Origin of the sequence: Fischerella sp. JS2, assembly GCF_032393985.1 — a bacterium.
GTDB lineage: Bacteria > Cyanobacteriota > Cyanobacteriia > Cyanobacteriales > Nostocaceae > Fischerella.
This window is the reverse complement of record NZ_CP135918.1, coordinates 4,707,073-4,719,415: the sequence shown is the minus strand read 5'-3', so window position 1 is coordinate 4,719,415 and position 12,343 is coordinate 4,707,073. Positions and strand designations below refer to the sequence as shown.

The 12,343-nt window shown below is 41.2% G+C and carries 9 protein-coding genes; 8 read left to right on the top strand and 1 reads right to left on the bottom strand.

What is annotated here, in order from left to right:
* Window positions 1-200 precede the first annotated feature (200 nt).
* Window positions 201-1,706 carry an NAD(P)/FAD-dependent oxidoreductase gene (locus RS893_RS19990; protein ID WP_315792043.1) on the top strand — a complete coding sequence of 502 codons (1,506 nt, stop codon included), beginning with the start codon at window positions 201-203 and terminating at the stop codon, window positions 1,704-1,706.
* A gap of 6 nt (window positions 1,707-1,712) precedes the next feature.
* Entirely contained in the window at window positions 1,713-3,041 is a 1,329-nt protein-coding gene (locus tag RS893_RS19985; protein ID WP_315787262.1) for a YcjF family protein, read from the top strand.
* A 193-nt stretch (window positions 3,042-3,234) separates the two neighbouring features.
* Here the strand turns inward: RS893_RS19985 and RS893_RS19980 are convergent, their stop codons facing one another.
* Entirely contained in the window at window positions 3,235-3,927 is a 693-nt protein-coding gene (locus tag RS893_RS19980) for a serine/threonine protein kinase (RefSeq protein ID WP_315787260.1), read from the bottom strand.
* A 202-nt stretch (window positions 3,928-4,129) separates the two neighbouring features.
* Here RS893_RS19980 and RS893_RS19975 point away from each other — a divergent pair, with 202 nt between their 5' ends.
* The 6 genes from RS893_RS19975 to RS893_RS19950 all read left to right on the top strand — a co-directional run bounded on the left by RS893_RS19975 (window position 4,130) and on the right by RS893_RS19950 (window position 12,173).
* The gene (locus RS893_RS19975; RefSeq protein WP_315787259.1) at window positions 4,130-4,921 is read left to right on the top strand and encodes a hypothetical protein; all 792 of its coding nucleotides are present in this window, start codon (window positions 4,130-4,132) and stop codon (window positions 4,919-4,921) included.
* Window positions 4,922-5,351: 430 nt separating this feature from the next.
* Window positions 5,352-5,906 (top strand): Dps family protein, encoded by a 555-nt coding sequence (locus RS893_RS19970; RefSeq protein WP_315787258.1) that lies wholly within the window; start codon window positions 5,352-5,354, stop codon window positions 5,904-5,906.
* Window positions 5,907-6,323: 417 nt separating this feature from the next.
* On the top strand, window positions 6,324-6,485 hold the full coding sequence (locus RS893_RS19965) for a hypothetical protein (protein ID WP_315787256.1): 162 nt from the start codon (window positions 6,324-6,326) through the stop codon (window positions 6,483-6,485).
* A gap of 86 nt (window positions 6,486-6,571) precedes the next feature.
* The gene (gene carB / locus RS893_RS19960) at window positions 6,572-9,871 is read left to right on the top strand and encodes a carbamoyl-phosphate synthase large subunit (protein WP_315787254.1); all 3,300 of its coding nucleotides are present in this window, start codon (window positions 6,572-6,574) and stop codon (window positions 9,869-9,871) included.
* Window positions 9,872-10,485: 614 nt separating this feature from the next.
* Window positions 10,486-11,442: an RNA polymerase sigma factor, RpoD/SigA family gene (locus tag RS893_RS19955; protein ID WP_315792042.1), complete on the top strand. Its 957-nt coding sequence runs from the start codon at window positions 10,486-10,488 to the stop codon at window positions 11,440-11,442.
* 383 nt (window positions 11,443-11,825) lie between these two features.
* Window positions 11,826-12,173: a DUF760 domain-containing protein gene (locus tag RS893_RS19950; RefSeq protein WP_315787252.1), complete on the top strand. Its 348-nt coding sequence runs from the start codon at window positions 11,826-11,828 to the stop codon at window positions 12,171-12,173.
* Window positions 12,174-12,343 lie beyond the last annotated feature (170 nt).

Here is a 12,343-nt window from a genome sequence, read left to right as displayed (position 1 = left end):
TTGTACTCATTGGTGTCTATCTTAGGATTCTGGTTGCACTCAAGACTATAGTGTTACATTCAAAAAGCCAGATTAAAGCTGGGAAATTTGTTTGTAGTAAGTGCTTTAGCGCTTACTATGAACTATCAGCAACTTGTTAGTAACACAAGTGCAAGAGAAACTGATAGATAGTGATGGCTAATAGTGCCACCAAAAAGCATATGCTCACCGAAACGTCTTTGGCAGGAAAAGAAAGCCAATATTCTCACCAAAACGTACTGATTGTTGGGGGAGGACCAGCAGGACTTGCCACTGCGTTAATGTTAGCCAAACGTGGTTGGAGAAATATTACAGTTCTAGAAAAACGCGCTACTGCGGATTATTATGAACCCGATAAGTCATTCAATTACTTAATTGATGGTCGGGGTCAAAAATTTACTGACTTGTTTGGACTAACTCAGCAGTTAGCAACACTTAGTGTACCAAGTACAGAGTTTTATTTAACTGTCATTAAACCAAATGGTAGCCGCAAAACATCAAAAGTACCTGTTGTAGACCCAAAACGAAAAACTGCCTACTGGATACCACGCCGAGCATTTGTTAATTTACTCTATCAAGAAATAGAAAAGAATTGGTCAAACCACATCACTGTGTTATTTAACACGCAATGTGTAGAAATCAACAAAATAACTGTAGATAGTGAAGATGCAGAAAAGCTAGAAGTTTTTGCCCAGACAAACAATAGCAATCAAACTAAATTTGAACCTGATTTTCTTGTGGGTTGTGATGGAATAAACTCTATTGTGCGGGAGACCCTGAAAAAGTGGGATAAATCTACATCTAACAGATTTGAAATGAAGAAATTTCCCTCGCCTAGTTCAGGTTTGAGGTATAAAGTATTGAGTTTCCCGCCCAATTTTCCTCTTGATCACACTGATAAGGAACATGCTATCAGCACAATGGCCTATGGTATTCGTGGGGCACTTCGGGGTCGAAAGCATTCTGTATCTCTGGGTTTGTTACCTCTGAAAAATCCTGATGAGCCTCGTAGCGCCAATATCATTACATATCCAGACCATCAAATTTGGGAATTGCAAAGTGGTGAGGAAGTTTATAATTTTCTTGAGCAAGCTTTCCCGCAATTACCTATCAACAAAATCTTGTCGCTTCCAGAAGCAGAACGCTTTGCTAAAAGTGAAGGTGGGTACTTTCCCAATCCTCAGTACTCTTGTGAATTATACTTTTTGTTTAAACAACAACCAGACAAAGGCATAGTACTTTTAGGAGACGCTATCCATTGCTTTCCACCTGATATTGGACAAGGTGTAAATTCAGCATTAGAAGATGTTTATATCTTGAATGAGGCACTCGAAAGGAGTGATGATAAACTTTCAGATGCCTTACCTTTATATGAATGTTGGCGTTTACCGGATACCAAAGCACTGATACGTCTTGCTCAAATTGCTTATCCTTGGCAGTATAACCAAGCTCCTGTTCGCAAGTGGCTATGGAGTATTAATTTTGTTTGTCGGCTTCTACTTAATCGTTTGCTGCCATATGTATTTAGCCCGCCAGCCTTTTTTATGATTCAAAATCACCAGCTTTCCTATCAGGAAATCATGGTTATGGCTCAACATACCACCCAAAAATTATATTTACTTGTTTTAGCAGTTATTTTTGGATTTTTATCATTACCTTATTTTGTCTATTTTAAAGATATTTTTTAGAGGACAATGACTGAGCAACATGAGCCTGACTTGCCGTCAGCAAATATTCAAAAGTCAAATGAACCGACTGATGATGTCAACAAAGAGTCGGTAGATAATTCCAACACTAATGCGATCGCGAGTGTTTGGAACAAAACAACAGCACGATTGATACAATTATTACCTGTAGAACAAATTTCACAGGCTTTTGTGAAATGGTTCAGTGTCAACGAAGCTCAAGTTGCAGAGATTCTAGAGCAAGTAAGAGCAGAACTGCCCACCACACAAGCTTTATTGCTTGGTAAGCCTCAGTCTGGAAAAAGTTCGATTATACGGGGATTGACGGGGGTTTCGGCCGAAATTGTCGGTCAAGGATTTCGCCCCCATACCCAACACACTCAACGTTATGCCTATCCTTCCAACGACCTTCCTTTACTGATTTTTACGGATACAGTCGGGCTAGGTGATGTTAATCAAGATACTGATATAGTCATTCAAGAACTAATTGGCGATTTGCAAAAAGAGAGTCGTGGCGCTAAAGTTATAATTCTCACTGTCAAAATTAACGATTTCGCCACCGATACACTTAGGCAAATTGCTCAGGAGTTACGTCAAAAATATCCAGACATTCCCTGTTTATTGGCAGTTACCTGCTTACATGAAGTTTATCCTTCTGATGCTGCCGATCATCCAGAGTATCCACCAGCCTATGAAGAGATCAACCGCGCCTTCTGTGCCATACAGGATACTTTTACTGGACTCTATGATCGCTCTGTGATCATCGACTTTACCCTAGAAGAAGATGGCTACACACCAGTATTTTATGGCTTGGAGGTTTTGAGGGATACTCTAGCAGATTTACTTCCAGAAGCCGAAGCACGAGCAATTCATCAATTATTAGATCAGGAAACTGGTGAGAAAATTGGTAATCTCTACCGAGATGTAGGACGCCGTTATATTTTGGCATTTGCCGTGATTGCTGCCACGCTCGCAGCCACACCACTACCATTAGCGACAATGCCTGTGTTAATTGCATTGCAAGTATCAATGGTCGGGCTGTTAGGTAAATTGTATGGGCAGACACTCACCCCTTCTCAAGCTGGTGGTGTAGTCAGTGCGATCGCAGGTGGTTTTTTTGCAAGGGCGGTAGCACGGGAGTTAGTTAAGTTTATACCTGGGTTCGGCAGTGTGATTGCTGCTTCTTGGGCTGCTGCCTACACTTGGGCATTAGGGGAAGGAGCCTGTGTATACTTTGGTGATTTGCTGGGTGGTAAAAAACCTGACCCCCAAAAAATTCAATCTGTGATGCAAGATGCGTTTAAGCAAGCGAAAGCACGTTTTAAGGGAATGAAGTAGGAAGTGGGGAGGTGGGGAACTCGGGGTTCCCTGGTGGGGATTAGGGGCAGTGGGGAGTGTGGGGAGTGTGGGGAGTGTGAGGAGTGTGTAGACGCGTAGCGGCTTAAGGTAAGGGTGGAGTGTGAGGAGAATAACCAACCACTAACTACTGATGTACAGACGCGATGTTCCTCGCGTCTATCAACCAATACCATCAAAATCTAAAATTTAAAATTTTATGGGTGATGCGATCGCAAAAATTCTTTAACTTACCTAAGAAGCGGTAACTCTTACGAACAATATCTAGGACAAAGTATGGAAGCCTGAGTCGCAATGGCGAGAGGATGGGGCGATATAACCAATAGTATGCTCTTTTTAGGTTGTTCCATTTTGAACATTTTTCTTCTTGCAGGAAGTCTGAAATATCTACAACTAATCCCCTACCGTGATGCATCATGACATTACGCCCGTGGACGTCATGGGGATATAGTCCCCTCTTACGTGCATAATCTAGGGCCTCGTCAATGTCTTTGATTACCTGATTGGGGATACGTAGACCACGATGGATGCAGTCGTAGAGAGTGACTCCATGTAGCCGCTTCAAAATTAAAAAGCCCTCGGCAGCATACAGAGACTCAGAGAAGGCAGGGTGAGAACCGAGACGGCGGTAGACTTCTACCTCTTCCTCAAAGCCTGGGCGTCCGGGTGCGTAAATCTTGACTACCCAGTTTGGGTAATCAGGATGATAGACGACCGCAGCGTAATTTCCTGCTCCGAGCCTTTGCCAAGGATGGGGAAGATAGCTGACTTTTACCGGGTCATGGGGATCTATGCTCTCAATCTGTAACTTAGGAATTAATTGTTGGTGAACGGTCTCTATGAATTCATCTATGAGCGAGCCATCCATACTGAGTCCCCTGAGAGTAGTGAAGCTGTTCGGGATTATACATTACGGTTAGATGATCTAGAGTCATTCTTAGCCTACCCGAATTTCCAGGATTCACACATAATGTTGTATAGAATTCTTGCATCTAGTTGCGATCGCATCTAGACTACTGGTGAGCAAAACATGGAATAGCCAATTATAATTCCTAACCTGGAGGAGCAAAATGTTTATCTGCGTCATTGCAGACTACGGTACAGGAGATCCGGCATTTGCTGAAGTCAGCCAACGTCTCCTGATGGCTTTTCCTCAAGCCCAGATTCATTTGCTTTCGGTTCCTCCCTTCAGTACCTTGGCAACAGGTTTTTGGATAGCTCAATTAGGGCTGAACCCTGGGCCTGGCGATCGCCTGATTTATCACAACTGCGCTCCTCGTCAAGATGATCCACAAGCCCGTCGGGACAATGAGGGTGAGGGATTAACCTATGCTTTGTTATCTAATGGTGTCAAAGTAGTGGGTGTAAATGCAGGCTATACGCTGTCATTTATCAAACATCATAGTCAGGTCTTGCGAACGGTCAATGTTTCTCGCGGTGGTTCACAATTTCGCTCACGGGATGTCTTTCCGCCTGCGGCAGCTGTGATCGCGGGTGAAGATTTTAGTATTTTAGGAGACAGCTTGCTGCCTGAGCAAATTCCAGATGTACCAAGCGATCGTATTGCCTGGATTGATGGTTACGGCAATATCAAAACTACTATTGCAGCACATACAGTGAATCTGGAGCCTGAAAGCAAGATTGTGATCCGCATTGGAGATGTGGTTAGTGATGCTATCTATTCTGATGGTAGTTTTAAAGTTCCCGAAGGAACTTTGGCTTTTGCTCCCGGTAGTTCAGGTTGGCGATCAGCAAAGTCAAAAGAACCATTACGTTGGATGGAACTGTTTCTACGGGGTGGTAATGCTTGGGAACGGTTTGGCAGGCCCCGCTTGAATCAGCAAGTGACTCGAATAGTCTAAATTGAAGCAGGATGGTTTCATACAATCGTAGAAAAATGAAAATTTAGAGCCAATAATCAACTTGAACATATTTTTATTTGATTGCATGAAATTATTCTGCTCTCTGATCTGGAGAGAAGGCATAAGGTTTTCCATTGGCACTTCTTTCTTTCTACTTAATGAAAATTTTTACCTTTTATACAAACTCTATTCATTGCTAACAAACGACAACACCGCCTACTGCTCAGTTGTGTAGCTAACTGCTCTTAATGGCTAATATATGTCAAACGATTTGATGATATGTATTTTCAATAATAAATATACAGAAGTTTTGTTTAGTAAAAAAATCAGAATTTAATCATATTGCTCCAGTTGGTTTTCATTTTTAAAATGCTAATATGTAAAAACCTAAGCAGTTAGAAACTATAGCTGCTCAAAAGCGAGGAGAACAATGTCTGAAACGCAAACTTTATTACAAAATTTTGGTCAAGTTTATGACAATCCTGTGTTACTGGATCGCAGTGTTACCGCTCCAGTTTGCGAAGGATTTAACGTTGTTCTAGCTAGTTTTCAAGGTCTGGCTTTACAGTATCAAAAGCATCATTTCGTAGTTGAAGGTGCAGAATTCTACTCCCTGCACGAATTTTTTAACGATAGCTATCAAGAAATACAAGAACACATCCATGACATTGGTGAACGCTTAAATGGCCTGGGAGGAGTACCAGTTGCTACTTTTGCTAAATTGGCAGAACTGTGCTGCTTTGAACAAGAAATAGATGGTGTCTTTTCTTGCCGTGACATGGTAGTAAATGACCTCAAAGCAGAGCAAGCTATGATTAAATTGATCCGTAGCCAAGCTTCTCAGGCAGAAAGTTTAGGCGATCGCGCTACACGTTACCTCTACGAAAAAATCCTTTTGAAAACTGAAGAAAGAGCTTACCATTTAGCTCATTTCCTTGCTAAGGATAGTTTAACTTTAGGTTTCGTTCAACGTGTTCAAAACTAACACCTAATCGCTTTCAAATCCTTTTGTTAAACTTCAAAAAAATTTGCAAGTGTTAGTTGTAAAAAATTATAAAAAAGGCAGAGATCCAATTTTTAATTTCTCTGCCTTTTTATTCTTGTATATATCAACACACAGTGTCACTGTTCTAGAAAATTATTATTTTTTTATAAAAAATATTCTTGAATGAAAAAAGTCTAAAATTTGAAAACTTAATTTATGTAGAGTTAAAAATAAAATTATGGTTGTATTGATAAAAATCAAATTTATCAGCAAGCAAATTAAAAATGCTACATCTCTCCTACATGTAATTTTAGATATAAAAAATGGTAAAAACATGTTTAAAAAACTAAAAACTAAAATGAAAGTGTAATTTAACTGTATTTATAATTGTGAGACTTCTATAACTTTAGCTGACGAATGATTCCTCCCAGGGTAGAAGAAAGCAGATTTATCCGTGGAGTCAATCCAAAATCGTCTGAGTGCTTCTATCAACAGCAAGCAATTACACAAAATACTGGTAACACCAGGAAAATCAACAAGAGTGGCTTTTCTTTAGTTGGTCACTGTGATTTTGTCTAGAAAAGTTGATAATAAACAGCATTAGTAGTGGGTAAAGACCCTTAAAATAATCAGGATTTGTATTCTCTTACTCCAAAACAAGAACTATGCCACGCCGTGATGACATTAAAAAGATTCTGCTATTAGGGTCAGGTCCAATAGTAATTGGACAAGCTTGTGAGTTTGACTACTCTGGAACACAGGCTTGTAAAGCGTTACGAGAAGAAGGTTATGAAGTAGTGTTGGTCAACTCCAATCCTGCTACGATTATGACCGACCCAGAAACCGCCGATCGCACCTATATTGAACCGCTAACACCAGAATTAGTCGAAAAAGTGATCGCCAAAGAACGCCCCGACGCCTTATTACCAACAATGGGAGGACAAACCGCCCTCAACATTGCTGTGACTTTGGCAAAAAGTGGAGTGCTAGAACAGTATAACGTTGAGTTAATTGGTGCAAAGTTACCAGCGATAGAAAAAGCGGAAGACAGGCAACTGTTTAACGACGCGATGGCTAAAATTGGTGTGAAAGTGTGTCCGAGTGGCACAGCTTCATCACTAGAAGAAGCAAAAGTAATTGCCCGGCGCATTGGTACTTATCCTTTAATTATTCGTCCTGCCTTTACCTTAGGTGGTACTGGTGGTGGTATTGCTTACAATGAAGAAGAATTTGCGGAAATGGCCCAAACAGGAATTGATGCTTCGCCTGTATCGCAAATTCTGATTGATCAGTCCCTATTGGGTTGGAAAGAATACGAACTGGAAGTCATGCGGGACTTGGCAGATAACGTTGTTATTATCTGCTCAATTGAAAACTTAGATCCGATGGGTATCCATACCGGAGACTCTATTACCGTCGCCCCTGCCCAAACCCTTACTGACAAGGAATATCAACGGCTACGGGACATGGCAATTAAAATTATCCGTGAGATTGGTGTGGAAACTGGTGGTTCTAATATTCAGTTTGCTGTCAATCCTGTAGATGGGGAAGTAGTTGTGATCGAAATGAACCCCCGTGTTTCTCGTTCTTCAGCTTTGGCAAGTAAAGCAACTGGTTTCCCGATCGCCAAAATGGCAGCCAAGTTAGCTGTCGGCTACAGCTTAGACGAAATCAAAAACGACATTACGAAAAAAACTCCTGCTTCTTTTGAGCCGACTATAGATTATGTAGTCACCAAAATACCCCGATTCGCCTTTGAAAAATTCCCCGGTTCGGAACCAGTGTTGACCACACAAATGAAGTCTGTAGGGGAAGCAATGGCAATGGGACGGACATTTAATGAGTCTTTCCAAAAAGCTTTGCGTTCTCTAGAAACAGGACGTGCTGGTTGGGGATGCGACATCAAAGAAAAACTCCCCAGTGGTGAGCAAATTCGCGCCCAACTACGAACACCAAATCCTGAGCGCATTTTTGCTGTGCGCCACGCTATGCAATTGGGGTTAAGCATTGAAGAAATTTATGAGTTGACAGGTATTGACCCCTGGTTCCTAGAAAAAATGCAGGAACTACTAGAAATAGAAAAATTCCTCAAGCGTACATCCTTGCGACAGTTGACAAAAGAGCAAATGTATGAGGTAAAGCGGCAAGGATTTAGTGATCGCCAGATTGCCTATGCCAGCAAAACCACAGAAGATGAAGTTAGGGCATACCGCAAACAATTAGGTGTTATTCCAGTTTACAAAACTGTTGATACCTGCGCGGCTGAGTTTGAGGCATTTACTCCTTACTACTACTCTACCTACGAACAAGAAACAGAGATTTTGCCTACTGATAAACCCAAAGTCATGATTTTGGGAGGCGGGCCAAACCGAATTGGACAGGGAATAGAATTTGACTATTGTTGTTGTCATGCTGCTTTTGCACTCAAAAACGCAGGCTATGAAACAATCATGGTCAACTCCAACCCCGAAACTGTGTCAACAGATTATGACACAAGCGATCGCCTTTATTTTGAACCACTGACAAAAGAAGATGTCTTAAACATCATTGAGGCAGAAAATCCAGTAGGTATAATTGTGCAGTTTGGTGGACAAACACCATTGAAATTGGCTGTACAGTTGCAGAAGTATTTAAACCAACTTAATAATGGGTTATCGGTAATTAGTAATGGAGAAGAACCTAACCAATTACCAATTACCAAAATTTGGGGTACTTCTCCAGATTCTATTGACATTGCCGAAGACCGGGAGCGGTTTGAGAAGATTCTCAAACAATTAAATATTGCCCAACCAGCAAATGGAATAGCCCGTACTTATGAAGATGCGTTGATTGTCGCTAAACGTATTGGCTATCCGGTAGTAGTGCGTCCTAGCTATGTATTAGGAGGTAGAGCAATGGAAATAGTCTACTCTGATACAGAACTAGAACGCTACATGACCTTTGCGGTACAAGTGGAACCAGAACACCCAATTTTAATCGATAAGTTTCTAGAAAATGCGATCGAAGTCGATGTGGATGCGATCGCTGACCACACAGGTAGAGTAGTCATTGGTGGGATTATGGAACACATTGAACAAGCCGGTATCCACTCAGGAGATTCGGCGTGTTCTTTACCTGCTATTTCCTTATCTGCAACAGTTCTTGATCAGATTCGTCAGTGGACAGTGCAATTGGCACAAGCACTAAATGTAGTGGGGTTGATGAATATCCAATTTGCTGTAGCTGGTTCCCAAACTGAATCGCCCCAAGTTTACATTTTAGAAGCTAATCCCCGTGCCTCTCGGACTGTACCATTTGTTTCTAAAGCTACAGGCGTACCTTTGGCAAAACTGGCATCCTTAATTATGTCAGGTAAGACTTTGGAAGAACTAAGCTTTACAAAAGAAGTTATACCATCCCATATTGCCGTGAAGGAGGCTGTACTACCATTTAATAAATTTCCTGGTACTGATACCATCCTCGGTCCAGAAATGCGCTCTACTGGTGAAGTTATGGGCATAGATAGTGATTTTGGCCGCGCCTTTGCTAAGGCAGAATTAGGGGCTGGCGAACGTTTACCCTTAAGTGGTACAGTTTTTGTTTCAATGAATGATCGCGACAAAGCAGCAGCAGTACCAGTAGTCAAAGAATTTATGGATTTGGGCTTTGGTGTCATGGCTACCGATGGTACTCGCCGTGTCCTCCAAGAACATGGTTTAGAAGTTGAGTTAGTATTAAAACTCCATGAAGGCCGCCCCCATGTTTTGGATGCAATCAAAAATCACAAAATTCAACTGATTATTAACACACCTTCTGGAGAAGAAGCCCAAAGCGACGCTAGACTGATTCGGCGTACAGCCTTAGCTTACAAAATTCCCATTATCACTACTATTGCTGGTGCCAAAGCCACCGTCGCTGCTATCCGTACTCTGCAAAACACAACCTTAGATGTGAAAGTGATCCAAGAATATTGCATGGTTCCATAAGGGATAAGGGATTGGGGATTGGGGATTGGTCAATTGTCAATTGTCATTGGTCAATTGTCATTGGGCATGGGGCAAACAAGTCAAAAGTTCTTGATGCGTGAATTTTGCTTGGTTGAATTTTGAATTGATTATGTCTGCCTTGTCCCCATTACCCATTAAAAACTTAATTCTTTCATAGGGTTATCATTATAGTTAATATTGTGTTTTGTTAAGAAATATTAGAAAAAATTCTTGCCCTTGCTAGAGTTATGGAATAAGCTGGTAGATACAATTTCAGAAAAATACGTAGCCGAAGTTAGCAAAAAGAACATACAATTTTAGTCTGTCCTCTAGTCAAAAAATTATCATAAATGTTACAATGCTTAACAATGTAACAATAGTAAAATGTTTTACAAAATACCATCTTTCTATCCGTAGATACTTGTGCATCAAGAAAAGCAATTATAGTCTTTAACAACTGAGAACAAATCGGAACATTAACAGTCGTCCTCATCTTAGTGGGCGTGTAAATTGCAAATTACAGCATGGGTTCCCAGTTTGACTGGGTAGTCACCCAGGTGCAGGCATCCATAAATGACTTACTTCCACACCCAGAATTATTAAAGAGTAGTGCCATGAAGACCGCTCAGACAGCTACAGACCTAGTGCGGACTTACCTACGTGAAATTGGTCGCGTGCCATTGTTGACACACGAGGAAGAGATTTTTTATGGCAAACAGGTGCAACGGGCAACAGCCCTGCACGAAGTTAGAGAGTTACTTGCCACCCAGTTAGGTCGTGAACCAACATTAGAAGAATGGGCGACAGCGACACAGTTAGAACCGACGGAATTAGAGCGAGCGATCGCTGATGCCGAAATTGCTAAGCGCAAGATGGTAGAAGCTAATCTGCGACTGGTGGTTTCTGTGGCGAAAAAATATATTAAGCGCAACGTCGATTTGCTTGACTTAATTCAGGAAGGTAGCATTGGGATGCAGCGCGGTGTAGAGAAATTTGACCCCACTAAAGGCTATAGATTTTCCACCTATGCTTATTGGTGGATACGTCAAGCCATCACTCGCGCGATCGCTGAAAAAGGGCGTACGATTCGACTGCCAATTCACATCACCGAGAAACTGAATAAAATTAAAAAGGCACAACGTCAATTATCTCAGAGATTAGGACGCGCCCCTTCAGTTGCAGAATTAGCGCAAGAACTAGACTTAACTCCCAAACAAGTACGAGAGTATCTAGAAAAAGCACGTGTACCTCTGTCTCTAGATATACGCTTGGGAGATAACTATGATACCGAATTAGGAGAAATGCTAGAAGATCCAGGAGCATCTCCCGAAGAGTTTGTGACACAGTCTTCCTTGTCTGGTGACTTAGAACGTCTTATGGCAGAACTCACGCCACAACAACGGGAAGTAATATCCTTGCGTTTTGGTTTAAACGACGGACACGCCCTAACATTGGCAAAGATCGGCGAAATACTCAATATCAGTCGCGAACGAGTACGACAAATAGAACGAGAAGCCCTCAGTAAACTCCGTAAATCGAAACTCGGTATCAATGAATATTTAGCAAGTTAGTTAGTAGAGACGCGATTAATCGCGTCTGTACATTAGTAGTTAGTAGTTAGTAGTTGGTAGTTGGTAGTCATTAGAAAAATGCATTCACCCTTACACCCTCCTGCTACTTTTTTAACTAAATTTGTTGTTTACCACTAACCATTAATGTACAGACGCGAGGAACATCGCGTCTGTACCCACTAACCACTAACTACTAACCAATAACCTGGTGATACTTTCCGCTTTCTTTGGTACGGTTACACCCACTGTCAACACCAACTGTACCTGTTACATTAGTTTGCAGGAACACACAACAGCAATAGCAAAGTCAAACAGATTATGAATATCTGTGATTCAAGCTTACTCAATCTGTTTAGCTGCTGTGATAGTACAGGAGGAAAAACGTGAGCAACCAATCCAATCGAGTCTCAGAATTTTTTAACAGTGAGTCAGAAACCGAGAACTTGCTTTGGCAGTATGTTAAATCATTGAGTCCAGATACCGTTACTCAACTATCTAAACCTAATTCTCCTGAAGTATTTCAGGTAATGGAACGGAACATCATAGGACTGTTGGGTAATTTACCATCTGAACACTTCGGCGTCACAATTACCACTAGCCGTGAAAATCTCGGTCGTCTACTAGCATCTGCTATGATTAGCGGTTACTTTTTGCGTAATGCTGAACAGAGAATGAACTTTGAATTAGCGCTGCAAGGTACAGAAGTCAACAATGATTATGAAGTTGAATAGCAAATAAAAACTGGCTATTAATAGATCAAACACATTGACTTCATGCTTTGTCTTAATCACATAAAATAAATTCAAAATTATTCTCTGCGAAATCCTTCTAGTCTTTAGTTCAAAAGCATAGAGACAAATCAGAAAGCTAAAGTAGTCTAGAAGTCAATTAAAGTTCTGTT